This is a genomic window from Stutzerimonas nosocomialis (genome assembly GCF_005876855.1).
GTDB classification, from domain to species: Bacteria; Pseudomonadota; Gammaproteobacteria; order Pseudomonadales; family Pseudomonadaceae; genus Stutzerimonas; species Stutzerimonas nosocomialis.
On record NZ_QLAE01000015.1, the window covers coordinates 34,159 to 53,203 of the forward strand.

Here is a 19,045-nt window from a genome sequence, read left to right on the forward strand (position 1 = left end):
GGCACCCCCCTTGCGCCGAACGCCAGCGCTGGCCCCAGCCTGCGGTGGGGCCGTTAAACTACGGGCCCCTTCCTTGCCGCGTTGCCGCCATGCCGTTCAGCCTGTCCGCCCCCTGCGACTACCAGGAAATCATCCGCAAGAGCCGTTTTCTCGCCCACGCGGCGCCGGTCGCCAGTGCCGCCGAGGCCCAGGCCTTCATCGAGCAGGTCAGCGATGCCGGCGCGACGCACAACTGCTGGGCCTGGAAAGTCGGTGCGCAATACCGTTTCAGCGACGACGGCGAGCCGGGCGGCACCGCCGGCAGGCCCATGCTCAGCGCTATCGAGGGACAGGACTGCGACCAGGTGGTGGTGGTCGTCACGCGCTGGTACGGCGGCATTCAGCTCGGCACCGGCGGCCTGGCCCGCGCCTATGGCGGCACCACCGCCAAATGCCTGCAGGCCGGCGAGCGCATCGAGCTGGTCGCCCTCAGTCGCTGGCGCTGCCACTGCCCCTTCGGCGAACTCGCGTTGCTGAAGGCGCGCCTGGTCGATCTCGGCGCGCAGCTCGAGCAGGAGCACTTCGACGGCACCGGGGCGGAGCTGGTCATCGCCTTGCCGCAGGCCGACGTGGACAGGCTGCGCCGGTTGCTGGCGGACATCAGCCGCGGTCAGATCAGCCTCGAGGCCTGCGACTCCGTTTAGCGCGCCTTGCCCACAAATACTGTGGAGCCAATTGTGGATAACCTTTGGATGGGCGGCTGGGATACTGGCACGGCGGGGCCTGCACGAAGTTGCTCACTTAATGACCAAAGCTTGCGCAGCGTGGGAATTTTCTCGCTCAACTTACTGAAATATAGAAATTTTTTCGAAACAAGAGGGCAGTATCAGGGTGATATCAGGCCTGACCGACCGTCGCGCCAGTTATGCCGAAAAACCGGGGAAAACTCTGTGGATAACCTGCTGGATAACCGCGCCAGCCCTCACCGCAAGCGGGCTCCAGGTGACTGATCATTTCTTCGACACTTCACCGGGCCGTCATCAAATTGCCACAGCACGCAGGCAGGGCGGCGTTCCCTGGCATATGACTTGCTCTGACCCCTCGCTAGAATGTCTCTTTGCCGAACGCCCGGGACCCGATCATGTACGACTGGCTCAATGCCCTGCCCAAAGCCGAGCTGCACCTGCACCTGGAAGGCTCGCTGGAACCTGAACTGCTGTTCGCCCTGGCCGAGCGCAACAAGGTGGTGCTGCCCTGGCCCGACGTGGACACGCTGCGCAGCGCCTACGCCTTCAACAACCTGCAGGAATTCCTCGATCTCTATTACCGCGGGGCCGACGTCCTGCGCACCGAGCAGGACTTCTACGACCTCACCTGGGCCTACCTGCAGCGCTGCAAGGCGCAGAACGTCATCCACACAGAACCCTTCTACGACCCGCAGACCCACACCGAACGCGGCATTCCCTTCGAAGTGGCGCTGCAAGGCATCGACGCGGCGCTCAGGGATGGCCGCGAGCAGCTCGGCATCACCAGCGGCCTGATCCTGAGCTTCCTGCGCCACCTGCCCGAAGAGGAAGCGTTCAAGACCTTCGAGCAGGCGCTGCCCTACCGCGACGCCTTCTTCGCCGTGGGCCTGGACAGCTCGGAGCTGGGCCATCCGCCGAGCAAGTTCGAGCGCGTGTTCCAGCGCGCCCGGGAAGAAGGCTTACTCGCCGTCGCCCACGCGGGGGAGGAAGGCCCGCCCGAATACATCTGGGAAGCGCTGGACCTGCTCAAGGTGAACCGCATCGACCACGGCGTGCGCGCCGCGGAAGATCCGCGACTGATCGAGCGCCTGGTCGAGGAGCAGATCCCGCTGACCGTCTGTCCGCTGTCCAACACCAAGCTCTGCGTGTTCGACGACATGAGCCAGCACAACATCCTCGAGCTTCTGGAGCGGGGCGTGAAGGTCACGGTCAATTCCGACGATCCGGCCTATTTCGGCGGCTACGTGACGGAGAACTTCATGGCCCTGCACGAGGCGCTGCAGATGACCCGCGAGCAGGCCGAACGACTGGCGCGCAACAGCCTGGAGGCTCGCCTGGCGCGCTAGACCAAAGTCGATTGATCCGAATCAAGGCAGGTTCCGGATCAGCGTCTAGACTCAGGGTCCATTTCCTGGAGGTGGACCCATGAACATCCGCGTTTGCCCCAACCGATCAGCCCGCAACGGCACCTGGCAGGTGAGCCTGGACCGCCATCAGGTGTCCTTCCGCAGCGAAGCCGAGGCCAGGGCCTTCGTCGATCTGCTGCAGAGCCGCCTCGCAGCGCCCCACCCGCTGCCCCGCGAACCGCAAACCCTGCACGTCTGAACGGCCGCCTCGTCTAGGCGAGGCGGCGTCCGCGAACGGTCCAGCGGACCACGGCAACGGCCAGCAGCCCGCACAGGCTGAAGGTCGCGGCCAGTGGCATGGCCGTGCCGTTGTGCAGCAACCCGACCAGCGACGCGAAGCCGGCGGCCGCGCTGAACTGCAGGCAGCCGAGCAGGGCCGACGCGCTGCCGGCATTGGCGCCCTGCCCCGCCATCGCGCAGGCGGTCGCATTGGGGAGGATGCAGCCGAGGCTGGAAATACAGACGAACAGCGGTATCAGGAGCGGCCAGAGCATCGGCGGGCGCAACGCCGCGACCATCAGCAGCACCAGGGCGCTGACGAAATACACCAGGATCCAGCGCTGCAGCCAGAACTCCGGCCCGCGCAGAAGCATCAGCCGCGCGTTGACCTGCGCCATCACGATGAAGCCCACCGCATTGATGCCGAAGAGCCAGCCGTAGTGCTGCGGCGCAACGCCATAGAGCTCGATGAAGACGAAGGGCGAACCGGCGATGTAGGCGAACATCCCGGCCATGGCGAAGCCGCCGGTCATCGCATTGCCCAGGAACTGGCGGTCGCCGAACATGCGCCGATACTGGCCCAGCGCGCCGGACATCGGCGCCGGTGGCAGGCCCTTGGGATAGGTTTCCGGCAGCCACAGCGTCACCGCGATCAGGCAGGCGCCGCTGAACAGCGTCAGGGCGACGAAGATCGACGACCAGCCCAGGTGCGCCAGCAGCAGCCCGCCGAGCACCGGCGCCAGGATCGGTGCCAACCCCATCACCAGCATCAGCTGGGAGAACACCTTGGCGCTGGCCATCGGATCGCACAGGTCGCGCACCACCGCGCGGGCGACCACCATGCCGGCGCAGCCGCCCAGCGCCTGCACGAAGCGCGCGCCGATCAGCCAGTCCATCGACGGCGCGAACGAGCAGGCCAGCGAAGCCAGGGTGAACAGCGTGACGCCGAGCAGCAGCGGCCGCCGCCGTCCGTAACGATCGGCCAGCGGGCCGTAGATCAGCTGGCCGATGGCCAGGCCGATGAAATACGCGGCCAGCGACTGCTGGACGTGCTCCACATGGGTATCGAAGGCTTGGGCGATCGCCGGGAAGGCAGGCAGGTAGAAGTCGATGGCCAGGGGGCCGAAGGCGCTGAGCGCGCCGAGAATCAAGAGAATCCGCAGAGGCATTGCCTACTCCAACACATGGAAAACCCCTCGCGATGGCGGTGGGTTACCGACGCGATGCCAGAGCTTGGACATTTACAGGGGCGTAAGATGCTGTTACATACACTCTCGATTGTAAACCTATGACAGCTACTTGTGGGCCGTTACCCTGAACGCACTTTGCCAATCGACGCATCCGGCCCAATGCCGCTGCGTCAGCGGCGCGTCGAACAGCGGAACGTTTGCGGCCCGCAACCCCCCCTGGGGCAGGAGCGAGCCACCAGGCTCGCGGTATTCGCCACCTGACCCGGCACCGAGCCGGGCGACACCTTTTTGAACGACCGCCATGCGCCGAACCAAAGAAGACGCCGAAAAAACCCGCATCGCCATCCTGGCCTCAGCCGAACGGCTGTTCCTCGAGCGCGGCGTGGCCCACACCAGCCTCGACCAGATCGCCCGCGACGCGGGGGTCACCCGGGGCGCCATCTACTGGCATTTCGAGAACAAGGCGCACCTGTTCCACGAAATGCTCAATCAGGTCCGCCTGCCACCCGAGCAACTGGCTGAGCGCCTGAGCCGATGTGACCAGCAGCAACCCCTGCGGGTGTTGCGCGATCTCTGCGTGGAAGGGATCGAAACCCTGGGCCACGACGAGCAGAAGCAGCGCATCCTCACCATTCTGCTGCACCGCTGCGAGTTCACCGACGAGCTGCGCGAGGCCGAGGAACGCCACAACGCCTTCATCGATCAGTTCATCGATACCTGCGAACAGCTGATGATCTGCGCCGAAAAGCACCTGCGCCCCGGGGTGACGCCGCGCCTGGCGGCCCTGTCGGTGCATGCCCTGATGATCGGCCTGTTCACCGACTGGACCCGCGACCCGACGCTCTACGACGCCAAGAGCGATCCGGCCGCGCTGATCGATCCGCTGTTCAGGGGCCTGCTCGCCGACGGTGCGAGCCTGGACTGAGCCTCAGCCGGAGACGACCCGGTACCCCTCCTCCTCGATCGCCTGGCGGACCTCGGCAGGGTCCAGCCGACCATCCGCCTCGACGAGTCCGCTGGCCAACTCGATGCGCACGCGCGCCTCGGGGTCCAGCCGCTTGATCGCCTCGCTCACGGCGCGCTCGCAGTGAGCGCAGGTCATACCTTCCACCGTCAAACGTTGCATGCTGTTCTCCTCCGTTGTGATGCCCGGGATTGTCGGCCTTGCCACCCGGGCAAGGTCAAGCCGAATCCCGGCTGCCTGTCCGCTTGACCTTCCCATAGGGTCAAGGTCGATCATGTGTGACACAGGAGGCTCCCATGACCCACGCCACGACCTTCGACCTGCCCGTGACCGGAATGACCTGCGCCAGCTGTGCGGGACGCGTCGAACGCGCCCTGCAGAAGGTGCCGGGCGTCACCCGCGCGCAGGTGAACCTGGCCAGCGAGCAGGTGCGCATCGAAACCCGCGACGGCGCGCTGCAGCCGCTCATCGAGGCGGTGGAAAAGGCCGGCTATGGGGTACCGCTGCAATCGCTCGAGCTGGCGGTCGACGGCATGACCTGCGCCAGCTGCGCCGGCCGGGTCGAGCGCGCGTTGCTCAAGGTCCCGGGGGTGCGCCGCGCGTCGGTCAACCTGGCGAGCGAGCGGGTGCGGGTCGAGGTCGCCGGGCTGCCCGACGCAGGCACGCTGATCGGCGCGGTGACGGCCGCAGGCTATGGCGCCCATCTGGCCGGCGCGCAACCGGCCTCGGCCGGGGACTCCGATGCGCGTCTGCGGCGCGAACGCCGGACCCTGATCGCGGCCCTGCTGCTGGCCGCGCCCCTGGTGCTGCCCATGCTCGGGATGCCGCTCGGGCACCACTGGATGCTGCCGGCCTGGATGCAGTTCCTGCTGGCGACGCCGGTGCAGTTCCTGCTCGGCGCACGCTTCTACGTCGCCGGCTGGAAGGCCGTGCGTGCCGGCGCCGGCAACATGGACCTGCTGGTGGCCCTCGGCACCAGCGCCGGCTACGGTCTGAGCCTTTACCAATGGTGGGCGACGCCGGCCGGTCAGATGCCGCACCTTTACTTCGAGGCCTCCGCCGCCGTCATCGCCCTGGTGCTGCTGGGCAAATACCTGGAAAGCCGCGCCAAGCGCCAGACCAGCGCGGCCATCCGCGCCCTGGAGGCGCTGCGTCCGGAGCGGGCGGTGCGGGTCGTCGACGGCCGGGAGCAGGATGTGCCGCTCGCCGAACTGCGGCTGGGGGACCTGGTGCGGGTCAGGCCCGGCGAGCGCTTCCCGGTGGACGGCGAAGTGATCGAGGGCGAAAGCCAGGCCGACGAGGCGCTGATCAGCGGCGAAAGCCTGCCGGTGGCCAAGGGGCCGGGCGACGGCGTCACCGGCGGTGCGATCAACGGTGACGGGCGCCTGCTGGTGCGCACCACCGCACTGGGGAGCGAAACCGTGCTGGCGCGGATCATCCGCCTGGTCGAGGACGCCCAGGCCGCCAAGGCGCCGATCCAGAAGCTGGTCGACCGGGTCAGCCAGGTGTTCGTCCCGGCGGTGCTGGTCGTGGCGCTGCTGACGCTGGCCGGCTGGCTGCTGGCGGGCGCCTCGGCCGAGGTCGCGCTGATCAACGCCGTGGCCGTGCTGGTGATCGCCTGCCCCTGCGCCCTGGGCCTGGCCACGCCCGCCGCGATCATGGCCGGCACCGGCGTGGCGGCGCGCCACGGCATCCTGATCAAGGACGCCGAAGCGCTGGAGATCGCCCATCGCGTCAGCGCCGTGGCCTTCGACAAGACCGGCACCCTGACCTCCGGCGAGCCGCGCATCGTCCACCTGCACGCCGTCGGGGGCGACGAAGCCGCGCTGCTGCGCCAGGCCGGCGCCCTGCAGCGCGGCAGCGAACATCCCCTGGCCCGTGCGGTACTCGGTCGCTGCGAAGCGTTGAACCTGGCCCTCGATGAAGTCGCCGACAGCCGCTCGCTGACCGGCCGCGGTATCGAAGGCCGGCTGGATGGCCGCGCGCTGGCGCTGGGCAACCGTCGCCTGCTGGAGGACGCCGGCCTGCAACCCGGCGAACTCGCTGAACGGGCCCAGGCGTGGGAAGCCGAAGGCCGCACGCTCTCCTGGCTGATCGAGACGTCGCCGCAGCGGCGCGTGCTCGGCCTGTTCGCGTTCGGCGATGGCCTCAAGGAAGGCGCCGCCGAGGCGCTGGCGGCGCTGCGTGAACAGGGCATCGGCAGCCACCTGATCACCGGAGACAACCGGGGCAGCGCCCGGGCGGTCGCCCGCGCGCTGGGCATCGACGACGTGCATGCCGAGGTCCTGCCGGCGGACAAGGCGGCCACGGTCGCCGCACTGAAGCAGGGAGGCGCCGTGGTCGCCATGGTCGGCGACGGCATCAACGACGCCCCGGCACTGGCCGCGGCGGATGTCGGCATCGCCATGGGGGGCGGCACCGACGTGGCGATGCATGCGGCCGGCATCACCCTGATGCGCGGCGACCCGCGGCTGGTCCCGGCGGCGCTGGAGATCAGCCGCCGTACCTACCACAAGATCCGGCAGAACCTGTTCTGGGCCTTCATCTACAACCTGGTGGGCATTCCGCTGGCCGCCTTCGGCTTTCTCAACCCGGTGGTGGCCGGCGCCGCCATGGCCCTGTCGAGCGTCAGCGTGGTGAGCAACGCGCTGCTGCTCAAACGCTGGAAACCGGCCACCGCGCCCCGTGCACAGGAGTCACGCGCATGAACATCGGTCAGGCAGCCACCCGCAGCGGCCTCTCGGCCAAGATGATCCGCTACTACGAATCCATCGGGCTGATCGCGCCCGCCGGGCGCAACGCCAACGGCTACCGGCGCTATGGCGACGATGACCTGCACCGCCTGGCCTTCATCAAGCGCTCGCGCGATCTGGGGTTTTCACTGGAGGAAGTGAGCCGGCTGCTGACCCTCTGGCAGGATCGCCAGCGCGCCAGCGCCGACGTCAAGGCGCTGGCCGCCACCCACATCGACGACCTGAACCGGCGTATCGCCGAACTGGTGGGGTTGCGTGACACCCTGCAGGAGCTGGTCGATCACTGCCACGGCGATGGCCGCCCGGACTGCCCGATCCTTAAGGACCTGGAGTCAGGGGGATGTTGCTGAGCTTGAAGCTTGAAGCCGAGCCTGGCGCTTCCGGCTTCCGGCTTCCGGCTGCTTCCCTTATACCTGCGCCTGCAGGTAGTTCTGCAGCCCGATGCGGTCGATCAGCCCCAGCTGCTGCTCGAGCCAGTAGGCATGGTCCTCTTCGGTGTCGTGCAGCTGCACGGCCAGCAGATCGCGGGTCGGGTAGTCGCCGTGGGCTTCGGCCAGCGCGATGCCCTTGGCCAGCGCCTCGCGCACCTTGTATTCCAGCGCCAGGTCGCTGCGCAGCATCTCCGGCACGGTCTGGCCGGGGTGGATGGCCTCGGGCGTCATGTCCGGCGTGCCTTCGAGGAAGAGGATGCGCTGCAGCAGCACATCGGCGTGCTGGGTCTCCTCCTCCATCTCGTGATTGATCCGCTCGTAGAGCTTGGTGTAGCCCCAATCGGCATACATCCGCGAATGCAGGAAATACTGGTCGCGCGCGGCCAGCTCGCCTCGCAGCAGCTCCTTGAGGTACTCGATGACCGGTGTTTGACCTTGCATGACGCGCTTCCTCGTTCAAATGACGACTCCAGGCGGCAAAGGATCCCATAGAACTAAACCGGGTCAAGCGCTTCACACCTTGAGCGCTGCTGCCAACTGACGCAGGTACGTCTTTGGTTACGAACCAAAACCAGACGCCATCGTCTACTTTGCTACGCTCTAGCGCCGATTCCGTCATGTCGATACCGAGCAGGAGCCCGGATGCTGCCCTTCTCCACGCCCCCGTCCACGCGAAACCTTCGCCCCGCCACGCTGTTGATGACCCTCGCGCTGGCGCTGTCCGGCTGTGCCGAAGAGGAACAGCAGCCACCGCCGCCGCGGGTCGCCTTCGTCGAGACGCTCCAGCCCGCCGAGCCCGAGCCGCGGGCGCTGCGCTTTTCCGGCGTGGTGGAGAGCGTCACCAGCACCGAACTGTCGTTCCAGGTATCCGGACGGATCGAGCGCATCCTGGTCGACGAAGGCACCCGGGTGACCCGCGGCCAGCCCTTGGCCCAGCTGGATCGCACCGACTACGAACTGCAGCTGCGCGAAGCCAGCGCCCGCCATCGCCAGTTGCAGGCCGATCTGGCGCGCAAGCGCCAGCTGCTCGCCGAGGGCATCCTCGCTCCGGCCGCCGTCGAGCCGCTGGAAGCGGAGCTGGTGGCCGCCACCGTGGCCCGCGACGCGGCCCAGCGCAACATCGGCTACGCCACCCTGACGGCACCATTCGACGGCGTGGTCGCGCAGCGCATGGCCGAGCCGGACATGGTGGTCGGCAGCGGCACGCCCATCCTGCGCATGCAGGACAACCAGCGCGTGGAAGTCGGCGTCGACCTCTCCGAGAACGCCGCCCTGAGCATCCCGCTGGGTCCGCAGCTGCAGGCCGAGGGCCAGCTGGTGATCGCCGAGGACGTCACCCTGCCGCTGCGCTACAAGGAACACAGCACCCAGCCGCGCGAAGGCTCGCGCACCTACCGCCTGATCCTGCAGGGCGAACCCCCGGCCGACTACAACCTGCTGCCCGGCATGGCCCTGCGCGTCACCCTGCAACGCCCCGCCCCGCCGGCCGAGGAGGGTCGGGACCGTTACCGAATGCCGGTCTCGGCGCTACAGACCGCATCGGACGGCAGCCATTTCGTCTGGCTCGTCGTCGACGGCCAGGCGCAACGCGGCGCCGTCGAGGTGCTGGGGATCGAGCGTGAGCAGGTCGTGATCCGTACCGACCTCGGCACCGAGGCGCAGATCGTCGTCGCCGGCGGCAGCAAGCTGTCCGAAGGCCAGCCCATCCAAGCCCAACAGCGGAACTGAGCCGATGGATTTCGCACGCTACGCCATTGGCAAGCCGGTCAACACCTGGCTGCTGGTGCTCACCTGCCTGATCGGCGGGATCGTCGCCTTCTTCGAGATCGGCCGCCTCGAGGACCCGGAGTTCACCATCAAGGAAGCGATCATCAACGTGCAGTACCCCGGCGCGACGGCGCTGGAGGTGGAGCAGGAGGTGACCGAACCGCTGGAGAGCGCCATCCAGCAGATGTCGCAGATCAAGGAGATCCGCTCGCGCTCGATGGTCGGCCAGGCGGAAATCCGCGTCGAGATCCTCGACAGCATCGCCGGCGACGCGCTGCCCCAGGTCTGGGACGAGCTGCGCAACAAGGTCAGCGACGCCCAGGGCGACCTGCCGCCGGACGCCCAGGCGCCGGTGGTCAACGACGACTTCGGCGACGTCTACGGCATCTACTACGCGCTGACCGGCGAGGGCCTGACCCTCAAGGAACTGCACGAGGCGGCCAAGGAGCTGCGCCGTGGCCTGCTGGCAGCGGAAGGCGTGGCCAAGGTGGACATCGCCGGGGTTCAGGAAGAACGCATCCTGGTCGAGGTGGACCAGGCGCGCCTGGCCGCCCTGCGCCTGTCGCCGGACGAGATCAGCGCGGCGCTCGCCGATGCCGACGCGGTGGTCGAGGCCGGCGGCGTAGAGGCGGGCGAGCTGTTCGTGCGCATCCGCCCGACCGGCTCGTTCGACTCGCTCGAGACCCTGCGTGCGTTGCCGGTCGGTCAGGGCGCGCGGAGCGTCGACCTGGGCGACATCGCCCAGATCCGCCGCGACTACGCCGAGCGCCCCGTGCAGATCATCCGCCACAACGGCCAGCCAGCGCTGACCCTTGGCGTCAGCGGCATCTCCGGCAGCAACATCGTCGACGTCGGGCGCACCGTGGAGTCCACCCTCGCCGCGCTGGAGCACCGCATGCCCTTGGGCGCCGAACTCCACCCGCTGTACCAGCAGCACCAGATCGTCGACGACTCGGTGAACAGCTTCGCGCTCAACGTGTTCCTCTCCGTCGCCATCGTGGTGGGCGTGCTCTGCCTGGCGATGGGCCTGCGCGCCGGGGTGATCATCGGCTCGGTGCTGTTCCTGACCGTGCTCGGCACGCTGATGGTGATGTGGCTGAGCGGCATCGAGCTCGAACGCATTTCCCTCGGCGCGCTGATCATCGCCATGGGCATGCTGGTGGACAATGCGGTGGTGGTCTGCGACGGCATGCTGATCCAGCAGCGCCGCGGCCTGTCCATCCTCAAGGCCTCGCAGAAGGTGCTCGGCCAGACCCAGTGGCCGCTGCTCGGCTCGACCGTGGTGGGCATCCTCGCCTTCGCCGGCATCGGCCTGTCGCAGGACACCACGGGCGAGTTCCTCTTCTCGCTGTTCTTCGTCATCGCCGTGTCGCTGCTGCTGAGCTGGATCCTCGCCCTGATGATCGTGCCGCTGTTCGGCTATTACCTGCTCGAGCGCAAGCGCCACGAGCCCGAGCAGGGCGAGGCCGACGCGCAGTCGCTCTACAGCGGCCCGATCTACGACCGCTTCCGCGCGACCGCACGTATCACGCTGCGCCACCCCGGGCTGACCATCGGCGCGCTGGTGATCCTGACCGTCGCCTGCATGTTCGGCTTCACCCGGGTTCCGCAGAGCTTCTTCCCGCCGTCGAGCACGCCGCTGTTCTACGTCAACCTGTTCCTGCCCCAGGGCACCCACATCCGCGACACCAGCCGCACCGCGCAGGAACTGGAGAACTACCTCTCCGGGCTCGACGGGGTCACCGACGTGTCCACCTACATCGGCTCCGGCGCCTCGCGCTTCATGCTCACCTACGCGCCGGAACAGCCGAACTCATCGCTGATGCATTTCCTGGTGCGCACCGATGACGCCGAGGTGATCGACGGCCTGGTCCGCGAGATCAACCAGACGCTGCCCGGCCGCTATCCGGGCAGCGATGTGGCCGCCGCACGCTTCATGTTCGGCCCCAACGCCGAGTCCAAGCTCGAGGCCCGCATCAGCGGCCCGGACATCGAGGTGCTGCGCCAGCTCTCGGCCGAAGGCCAGCGGCGCCTGCGCGACGAAGGCCAGGTGCTGAACATCCGCGACGACTGGCGCCCGCCGGTGCTGACCCTGCAACCGCGCCTGGCGCTGGAGCGGCTGGCCGACGCCGGCCTGACCCGACAGGCGGTGGCGCGTTCGCTGGCCGTCGCGACCGAGGGCTCCCAGGTCAGCCTGTTCCGCGAAAAGGACGAGCTGATCCCCATCCTGCTGCGCGCCACCGAACGGGACCGCGCCGGGCCCGACGACCTGCTGCAACGGCTGATCTGGAGCCCGGCGATCAGCGACTACGTGCCGCTGGCGCAGGTCGCCGACGGCGTCGACGTGGTCAGCGAGGACACCATGATCCGCCGCTACGACCGGGTGAGGACCATCGCCATCCGCGCCGAGCCGCTGGACGGGGAGAACACCAACGACGCCCTGGCGCGCATCCGCCCGCTGATCGAAGGCATCGAGTTGCCGCCCGACTACTCGCTGAAGTGGGGCGGCGACTACGAGCAGTCGGCCGACGCCCAGGAAGCGCTGTCCAGGACCCTGGCGCTGCCCTTCCTGGGGATGATGCTGGTCACGGTCCTGCTGTTCGCCAAGGTCCGCCAGCCGCTGATGATCTGGCTGGTGGTGCCCATGGCGATCTGCGGGGTGACCGTGGCGCTGCTGGCGACCGGCCAGGCGTTCGGCTTCATGGCGCTGCTCGGCCTGCTCAGCCTGACCGGCATGCTGATCAAGAATGCGGTGGTGCTGGTCGACGAGATCGACCGGCAGATCGACGAACAGGTGCCGCGCCTGACCGCGATCATCGAGGCCTCGGCATCGCGCCTGCGGCCGGTGGCCATGGCAGCCGGCACCACCGTGCTGGGCATGGTGCCGCTGCTGTTCGACCCCTTCTTCGCCAACATGGCGGTGACCATCATGGGCGGCCTGAGCTTCGCGACCCTGCTGACGCTGCTCGCCGTGCCCTGCCTGTATCTGTTGCTGATGGGCGTCAAGCAGGAGGAGGTGCAATGACCCGGCTGCCACCGTTCAAACCCGCCCTGCTCGCCCTGGTGCTCGGTCTGTCCGCCTGTTCCAGCGTGCCCGAGCAGCCGCCGACCGTACTGCCCGACAGCTGGTTCGGCGCCGCCGGGGCGCAACCTGCCGACGAGCAGGCCCTGGCCGACTGGTGGCGGCATTTCGGCGACCCGGAACTGACTCGCCTGGTCCACCAGGCGATGGAGCGCAACCGCGACGTGCAGCTGGCGATGCTACGCGTGAACAACGCCAGGGCGCAGTTGCGCCAGTCGCGCGCCGGGCTGTTTCCGAGCCTGGATCTGCCCGGATCGGCCAGCCGCCAGTGGCTGGAAAACGACCAGGACATTCCGCCGGACAGCCCGCTGGCCGGCCTGGGGCTCGAGGACAACCTGCGCCTGGACAACTGGGAACTGGCGCTGCAGGCCACCTGGGAGCTGGACCTGTTCGGCGCGACCCGTGCCCGCGCCGACAGCGCCCGGCACCAGGTGCGCTCGGCCCAGGCCCAGGCCATCGCCGCGCGCCTGGCGGTGGCCTCCAATGCCGCGCAGGGCTACATCCAGCTGCGCGCCCTGGAGGCGCAGCGCGCGCTGCTCGAAGAAGGCGTCGGGGTGGCCCGGGAGCTGGAACGCATTTCCGCACGGCTTTTCGAAGCCGGCGAGGTGACGCGCCTGGACGTCGAAGCGACCTCGGCCGAACGGGCCTCGCTGGAGGCAGACCTGGGCGAACTGGACATCAACCTCGCCGAAGCCCGCCTGGCCCTGGACACCCTGCTGGCACTGCCGCCGGGCAGCGTGGCGCGCGACTATGCGGCGCATTCACCCGTGCCGCTGGCCAGCCAGGCCATCGCGCCGGGCCAGCCCATCGACCTGTTGCGCCGGCGTCCCGACCTGATCGCCGAGGCCGCCCGCCTGGAAAGCTCCGACCTGCAGGCGCTGGCGTCCCGCCGCGACCTGTTCCCGCGCATTGCCCTGCAGGCGGCGGTGGGACGCTCGGGCATGTACCTCAACAACGAGCTCGGCAGCTCGTCCAACTTCGCCCGCCTCGGCGCAACCTTCGGCCTGCCGTTTCTCGATTTTGCCAATCGCGGCGCCGCCATCGACCTGGCCGACGCCGAACGCGACACGGCGTACATGACCTTCGAACAAACGGTCGCCAATGCCCTGGAGGAAGTCGAACGCGGCCTGGTGCGCATCGATGGCCAGCAACGCCGTCATCGCGCGCTGGACACCACCCTGCGCCACCGCGAGCGTGCCTATGACCTGGCCCAGCGCAGCTACCGCCTCGGCGAAGCCAACCTCAGCGAGGTACTCGACGCCCAGCGCGGCGCCCTGCAGGCCAGGCAACGGGCCCTCGAAGGCCGTACCGCCCTGGCCACCGCACAGGTCGCGCTGTTCGTCGCCCTCGGCGGCGGCTGGCAGGTGCAGGCGGAGCCGTAAGCTGGAAGCTGGAAGCTGGAAGCTGGAAGCTGGTCGTTAGAGCGCGTGCGGCTAAGTAGTTCATGCCCCTGAAGACAGGCGGCCAGGCGTTGCGTTGATCGCAGGCGAGATCGCCAAGACGCCGCGCCGGCCATACAAGGCGGCGCGGCGCGTACCGGCAGGTTCAGTTACGCATCCACGGCGGGGTGGGCGGTTCGTCGTTCGGCGCGTCCTCGGCGTTGCGCAGGGCCTCGCGGCGGGCCTGCTCGGCCAGCGTCGCCTTGATCTCGCGCATCACCGCATCGAGGTCGGCGGCGTCCTCGGGCTCGGCGAACTCGCCGGTCAGGCGGGTCTCGGGCGTCAGCTTGCCTTCCTGATACAGGGCCCACATCTCCTTGGCGTAGCGGGTGTAGCGCAGCTCCGGCGCGAACTGGCCGAAGTAGGCGGCCATGTTGCCGACGTCGCGCTCGAGCATCTCGAACGCATGGTTGTTGCCAGCCGCGTCCACCGCCTGCGGCAGGTCGATGATCACCGGCCCTTCGGCATCGAGCAGCACGTTGAATTCGGACAGGTCGCCGTGCACCAGGCCGGCACAGAGCATCTTCACCACCTCGCCGATCATGAACGCATGGAATTCGCGCGCATCGTCCGGATGCAGGTCGACATCGTTCAGGCGAGGCGCGGCGTCACCGTCTTCGCCCGCGATCATCTCCATCAGCAGCACGCCATCGAGGAAGTCGTAGGGCTTGGGAACCCGCACGCCGACATCGGCAAGGCGGAACAGCGCCGCCACCTCGGCGTTCTGCCAGTTCTCCTCGCGTTCCTTGCGACCATGCTTGGTGCCCTTGGCCATCGCCCGGGCATCACGGCTGCCGCGCACCTTGCGGCCTTCCTGGTACTTGACCGCCTGCCGGAAGCTGCGCTTGGTCGCTTCCTTGTACACCTTGGCGCAACGCAGCTCGTCACCGCACCGCACCACATACACCGCTGCTTCCTTGCCACTCATCAGTGGCCGCAGCACTTCGTCGATCAGACCATCCTCGAGCAACGGTTCGAGTCGTTTGGGCGTTTTCATCTGCGACTTGCGGGTCCTTTCGTTAGGAGGCGTGCCCTCAGGTTACGGCAGGCTTCCACGCCGGGGCAAAGAGTTTGAAAGCGCATCTGACGGTGGCAGCCGCGAGCGACCGGGCCGACAATGGCCCCATCACCCGACGGAGCCGCCCATGCTCGACCTCGACCGCTGCTGGCAAGCCCTGTGCGAACGCGACGAACGCTTCGACGATCGCTTCGTCTTCGCCGTGCACTCGACCGGCATCTTCTGTCGCCCCAGCTGCCCGGCGCGCCGACCCAGGCGCGAGGGAGTGACCTTCTACGCCCATCCGCAGGAAGCCGCCGCGGCGGGCTTTCGCCCCTGCCTGCGCTGCTCGCCGACCGGCCTCAGCCCCTCGGCGCAGCTCGACGAACTGGTGGCGGCCGCCTGCCGGCTGCTCGAAGCGGACGAGCGCATGACGCTCAAGCAACTGGCCGCGCGCATCGGCCTGTCCACCTCGCACCTGAGCCGCGCCTTCAAGGCCCGGACCGGCCTGCCCCCCGGCGCCTGGGCCGCCGCCCGCCGGCGTCAGCGCCTCGAGACCCGGCTGCCGGAAGCCGAAAGCGTGCTGGCCGCCGCGCTGGAATGCGGCTATGCCGACAGCCGCGCCCTGTACCGCGGCCCGACCAGCCTTACCCCGCGCCAGCGACGCGCCCGGGGCGCGGGCGAAACCCTGCGCTATGCGGTGGCGCCCTGCCCCCTCGGGCTGTTGCTGGTCGCCGCCAGCGACCAGGGCGTGTGCGCGCTGGTGTTCGGCGACGACCCGGCGGCCCTCGAGGCCGAACTGCGCCAACGCTTCGCCGCCGCACGGCTCGAGCCGGATCAGGCGGGCCTGGGTGACTGGCTGCAACGCATCGTCGAGCAACTGGAAGAGCCGTCGCGCGCCGCACGTTTGCCGCTGGACCTGCGCGGCAGCGCCTTCCAGCAACGGGTCTGGCAGGCGTTGCAGGAAATCCCGGCCGGCCAGACGCGCCGCTACGGCGAGCTGGCCGCCGAACTGGGCAGCCACGCGCGCGCCGTCGCCCGCGCCTGCGCCAGCAATCCGGTGGGCCTGCTGGTGCCCTGTCACCGCGTGGTCGGCGCCAGCGGCGCGCTGACCGGTTACCGCTGGGGCGTGGAGCGCAAGGCGCGCCTGCTCGACGAAGAACAGCGCAGGTCACAGGGAGACTGAACGGCTTTTGATGGTCCGATGCTGTACGACTGCCGACCACGAGAGCCGCGATGACCGACCTCAAACGCTACCGCATCCATTACCTGATCGACGGCAGGCCCGCCTCGCTGACCATGAGTTCGTTCGAGGAGCCGAGCATCGAACAGGCCGAGCTGGAAATCCTCCTGCACCATGTCCGCGAGCCTCGCGCGGCAGTTGACGCTCCCTGGGAGAGCCCCGAGCGGCGGAGCGAGCACAGCCGGATGGACGAGCTGGGCGTGAGCAACATCCAGATCGAACCCGAATGAGCGGCCCGGCATAATCCGCCCTTGCGCCACTCCGGAGACCCGCGTGCCCCTGATCGACACCCACACCCACATCGACTTCGAGCATTTCGACGACGACCGCCACGAGGTCATCGCCCGCTGCCAGGCGGCCGGCGTCGAGCGGCTGATCGTACTCGGCGTGCACCAGGCCAACTGGCAGCGGGTCTGGCAGCTGGCGCTCGATGAACCGGGCGTGCACGCCGCGCTCGGCCTGCACCCGGTGTTCCTCGCCGACCATCGTCCCGCGCACCTGGGCGAGCTGCGGCGCTGGCTGGAGCGCCTGCGCGGCGAGGACAAGCTGTGCGCCATCGGCGAAATCGGCCTGGACTACTACATCGAGGATCCGGACAAGGAGCGCCAGCAACAGCTGCTCGACGCGCAACTCGATCTGGCCGACGAGTTCGAGCTGCCGGTGCTGCTGCACGTGCGCCGTGCCCACGCCCCGATGATCGCCGCGCTCAAGCGCCGCAAGCTCAAGCGCGCCGGCATCGCCCACGCCTTCAGCGGCAGCTGGGAAGAGGCACGCGAATACATCCGCCTGGGCTACAAGCTGGGACTCGGCGGTGCCGGCACCTGGCCCCAGGCCCACCGCATGCACCGGGTGCTCAAGCAACTGCCGCTCGAAAGCATCGTGCTGGAAACCGACGCCCCGGACATCACCCCCTTCAGCCACGCGGGCCAGCGCAACAGCCCCGAGTTCCTGCCGGACATCTGCAGCGAACTGGCCGAGCTGCGCGGCATCGCTTGCGAAGCACTGGCCGAGGCCAGCTACCGCAACACCTGCGAACTGTTCGGCTGGAGCTGAGCCGCGGCCCGCTCGGGCGAGGCTCCATCTGTACCAATCGCCCATTGCTTCCCTACACTTTCGCCTCCCCGCCCACCCGCTCCTGCGCAGGACCCGCCGCTATGGATCGCATGACCGCCATGGAAACCTTCGTCAGCGTGATGGAGGCAGGTTCCTTTTCGGCCGCAGCACGACGACTCAAACTCGGCCAGCCGGCCGTGTCCAAGACCATCGCGCAGCTCGAAGCCCGGCTCGGCACGCCGCTGCTGATGCGCTCCACCCGCGGGCTGACGCCAACGGACGCCGGGCAGCGTTTCTACGAGCACGCCCGCCGCGCCATCGAAGCCGCCGACGACGCCGAACAGGCCGCGCGCACCTCCGCCGCCGGCCTGTCCGGCGTGCTGCGGGTGAGCGCGGCGACCACCTTCGCCCGCTTGCACATCCTGCCGGCGCTCAAGGGGTTCATGGACCGCTACCCGGAGCTGGAGGTCGACGTGACGCTGGACGACCGCGTCATCGACCTGCTTGGCGAAGGCGTGGACGTGGCGCTGCGCATGGGTGCGCTGGACGATTCCACGATGACGGCCCGGCGACTCGCGCAATGCCGGCGCCGGGTCATAGGCACGCCCGCCTACTTCGCCTCGGCGGGCATCCCGCGTACGCCGGAAGACCTCGCCCGCCACCAGGTGATCGTCTACTCCCAGCGTGGCGGCGGCGAGGTCTGGCCGTTCAGCCAGCAGAACCGCGAGGCCGCCGTGAGCGTTTCAGGCCGGCTGCGGATCAGCGCGGCCGAAGGCGTACGCACCGCGGTACTGAATGACATCGGGCTGGCGGTGGCCTCGCACTGGATGTTCGCCCCCGAGCTGGCGAGCGGGGCCGTCCACACCGTACTCGACGACTGGCTGCTGCCGACGGTGGACCTCTGGGCGGTGTTCCCGGCCGGCCGGCGGGTCACTTCACGGACGCGGGCGTTCGTCGAGTTCGTCGAGCAAACCCTGGCGGCGCAGGCCGGCACGTTCCAACCCGCCTGATCCGGACCGGGTCAGAAGGCGGCCTTGCCGATCGACGCCCCGCCGTCCACGTACAACGTCTGCCCGGTCATGAACCCGGCTTCGTCCGACAGCAGGAAGGCGATGGTCGCCGCGATCTCCTCCGGCTTGCCGAAACGCCCCATGGGGACCGCCGCGAGATAGCGCTTTTCGCCCTCGCTGCCCTGCGGATTGCCCGCGCGGAACAGCTCGGTCTCGGTCGGACCGGGCGCCACCGCATTGACCGTGATGCCGGTGCCGGCCAGCTCCAGCGCCCAGCTGCGAGCGAAGCTCACCAGCGCGGCCTTGGCCGCCGCATAGGCGGTGCGCTGGGTCATGCCCAGAATGGTCAGGCTGGAAAGGTTCACCACCCGTCCCCAACCGCGCTCGCGCATGCCCGGCAGCAGTGCCTGGACGCTATGCAGATTGAGCGCCAGCACGCTGTCGAGCGTGTCGAGATCGACCTCGCCGAGCGGTTGCGGCCTGACCAGGCCGACGTTGTTCACCACGCCGTCGAACGCATGGCGGGCCGTCAGTTCGTGCAGCACGGTGGCGGTGGCGGCGCGATCGGCCAGGTCCAGGCAGACCAGCTCACCGGGAAAGGCCGCGCGCTCGCGGGCGATACCGACCACCTGATGGCCGGCACGCGACAGCCGCTCCGCCAGCGCAAGGCCGATGCCTTTGGTGGCGCCGGTAATGAGAAAGGTACGTGTCGTCATGGCGTACTCCAGACAAGGGGAATGGCCGCGCCTTACGGGCGCGGCGTGAC

The 19,045-nt window shown here is 68.6% G+C and carries 18 protein-coding genes; 13 read left to right on the forward strand and 5 right to left on the reverse strand.

The features are described from left to right. Positions 1–89 precede the first annotated feature (89 nt). The 3 genes from DN824_RS11320 to DN824_RS11330 all read left to right on the forward strand — a co-directional run bounded on the left by DN824_RS11320 (position 90) and on the right by DN824_RS11330 (position 2,330). Positions 90–683: an IMPACT family protein gene (locus DN824_RS11320; protein ID WP_138408509.1), complete on the forward strand. Its 594-nt coding sequence runs from the start codon at positions 90–92 to the stop codon at positions 681–683. A gap of 437 nt (positions 684–1,120) precedes the next feature. Further along, a complete protein-coding gene (locus DN824_RS11325; RefSeq protein ID WP_138408510.1) occupies positions 1,121–2,071 on the forward strand; it encodes an adenosine deaminase in 951 nt (316 codons plus the stop codon). 79 nt (positions 2,072–2,150) lie between these two features. After that, complete coding sequence (locus tag DN824_RS11330) at positions 2,151–2,330, forward strand: hypothetical protein (protein ID WP_138408511.1); 180 nt, start codon at positions 2,151–2,153, stop codon at positions 2,328–2,330. A 13-nt stretch (positions 2,331–2,343) separates the two neighbouring features. Here DN824_RS11330 and DN824_RS11335 read toward each other — a convergent pair whose 3' ends face one another. Continuing rightward, the gene (locus DN824_RS11335) at positions 2,344–3,519 is read right to left on the reverse strand and encodes a multidrug effflux MFS transporter (protein ID WP_138408512.1); all 1,176 of its coding nucleotides are present in this window, start codon (positions 3,517–3,519) and stop codon (positions 2,344–2,346) included. Between the two features lie 322 nt (positions 3,520–3,841). Between DN824_RS11335 and DN824_RS11340 the strand changes: the two genes are divergently transcribed. Then, positions 3,842–4,465, forward strand: a complete 624-nt coding sequence (locus DN824_RS11340; protein ID WP_138408513.1) for a TetR family transcriptional regulator — start codon at positions 3,842–3,844, stop codon at positions 4,463–4,465. Positions 4,466–4,468: 3 nt separating this feature from the next. Here the strand turns inward: DN824_RS11340 and DN824_RS11345 are convergent, their stop codons facing one another. Next, positions 4,469–4,666: a heavy-metal-associated domain-containing protein gene (locus DN824_RS11345; protein WP_138408514.1), complete on the reverse strand. Its 198-nt coding sequence runs from the start codon at positions 4,664–4,666 to the stop codon at positions 4,469–4,471. A 134-nt stretch (positions 4,667–4,800) separates the two neighbouring features. Between DN824_RS11345 and DN824_RS11350 the strand changes: the two genes are divergently transcribed. Together DN824_RS11350 and cueR are read left to right on the forward strand one after the other, a co-directional pair. Beyond that, positions 4,801–7,212, forward strand: a complete 2,412-nt coding sequence (locus DN824_RS11350) for a heavy metal translocating P-type ATPase (RefSeq protein WP_138408515.1) — start codon at positions 4,801–4,803, stop codon at positions 7,210–7,212. Beyond that, complete coding sequence (gene cueR / locus DN824_RS11355) at positions 7,209–7,607, forward strand: Cu(I)-responsive transcriptional regulator (RefSeq protein ID WP_138408516.1); 399 nt, start codon at positions 7,209–7,211, stop codon at positions 7,605–7,607. Before DN824_RS11350 ends, cueR begins: the two co-directional genes overlap by 4 nt. 57 nt (positions 7,608–7,664) lie before the next feature. Here cueR and bfr read toward each other — a convergent pair whose 3' ends face one another. Then, complete coding sequence (gene bfr, locus DN824_RS11360) at positions 7,665–8,129, reverse strand: bacterioferritin (protein WP_138408517.1); 465 nt, start codon at positions 8,127–8,129, stop codon at positions 7,665–7,667. A 258-nt stretch (positions 8,130–8,387) separates the two neighbouring features. On the opposite strand from bfr, the gene DN824_RS11365 reads away from it, so the two are divergent. Genes DN824_RS11365 through DN824_RS11375 form a run of 3 tightly spaced genes read left to right on the forward strand, consistent with a single transcriptional unit; the run spans position 8,388 to position 13,919 of the window. Continuing rightward, positions 8,388–9,416, forward strand: coding sequence for an efflux RND transporter periplasmic adaptor subunit (locus DN824_RS11365; RefSeq protein ID WP_138408560.1), 1,029 nt, complete (start codon positions 8,388–8,390; stop codon positions 9,414–9,416). A 4-nt stretch (positions 9,417–9,420) separates the two neighbouring features. After that, positions 9,421–12,480, forward strand: coding sequence for an efflux RND transporter permease subunit (locus DN824_RS11370; RefSeq protein WP_138408518.1), 3,060 nt, complete (start codon positions 9,421–9,423; stop codon positions 12,478–12,480). After that, on the forward strand, positions 12,477–13,919 hold the full coding sequence (locus DN824_RS11375) for an efflux transporter outer membrane subunit (protein ID WP_138408519.1): 1,443 nt from the start codon (positions 12,477–12,479) through the stop codon (positions 13,917–13,919). The genes DN824_RS11370 and DN824_RS11375 overlap by 4 nt, the downstream gene beginning before the upstream one ends. A 163-nt stretch (positions 13,920–14,082) precedes the next feature. Here the strand turns inward: DN824_RS11375 and DN824_RS11380 are convergent, their stop codons facing one another. Continuing rightward, positions 14,083–14,973, reverse strand: coding sequence for a PA4780 family RIO1-like protein kinase (locus DN824_RS11380; RefSeq protein WP_138408520.1), 891 nt, complete (start codon positions 14,971–14,973; stop codon positions 14,083–14,085). 148 nt (positions 14,974–15,121) lie between these two features. Here DN824_RS11380 and ada point away from each other — a divergent pair, with 148 nt between their 5' ends. From ada to DN824_RS11400, 4 genes are all read left to right on the forward strand, one after another. Next, positions 15,122–16,159, forward strand: a complete 1,038-nt coding sequence (gene ada, locus DN824_RS11385; RefSeq protein ID WP_138408521.1) for a bifunctional DNA-binding transcriptional regulator/O6-methylguanine-DNA methyltransferase Ada — start codon at positions 15,122–15,124, stop codon at positions 16,157–16,159. 50 nt (positions 16,160–16,209) lie between these two features. After that, positions 16,210–16,446 carry a hypothetical protein gene (locus tag DN824_RS11390; protein ID WP_138408522.1) on the forward strand — a complete coding sequence of 79 codons (237 nt, stop codon included), beginning with the start codon at positions 16,210–16,212 and terminating at the stop codon, positions 16,444–16,446. A gap of 43 nt (positions 16,447–16,489) precedes the next feature. Next, on the forward strand, positions 16,490–17,269 hold the full coding sequence (locus tag DN824_RS11395) for a TatD family hydrolase (RefSeq protein WP_138408523.1): 780 nt from the start codon (positions 16,490–16,492) through the stop codon (positions 17,267–17,269). A 101-nt stretch (positions 17,270–17,370) separates the two neighbouring features. Beyond that, complete coding sequence (locus DN824_RS11400; protein WP_138408524.1) at positions 17,371–18,279, forward strand: LysR family transcriptional regulator; 909 nt, start codon at positions 17,371–17,373, stop codon at positions 18,277–18,279. 11 nt (positions 18,280–18,290) lie between these two features. Here DN824_RS11400 and DN824_RS11405 read toward each other — a convergent pair whose 3' ends face one another. Then, positions 18,291–18,995: an SDR family oxidoreductase gene (locus DN824_RS11405; RefSeq protein WP_138408525.1), complete on the reverse strand. Its 705-nt coding sequence runs from the start codon at positions 18,993–18,995 to the stop codon at positions 18,291–18,293. Positions 18,996–19,045 lie beyond the last annotated feature (50 nt).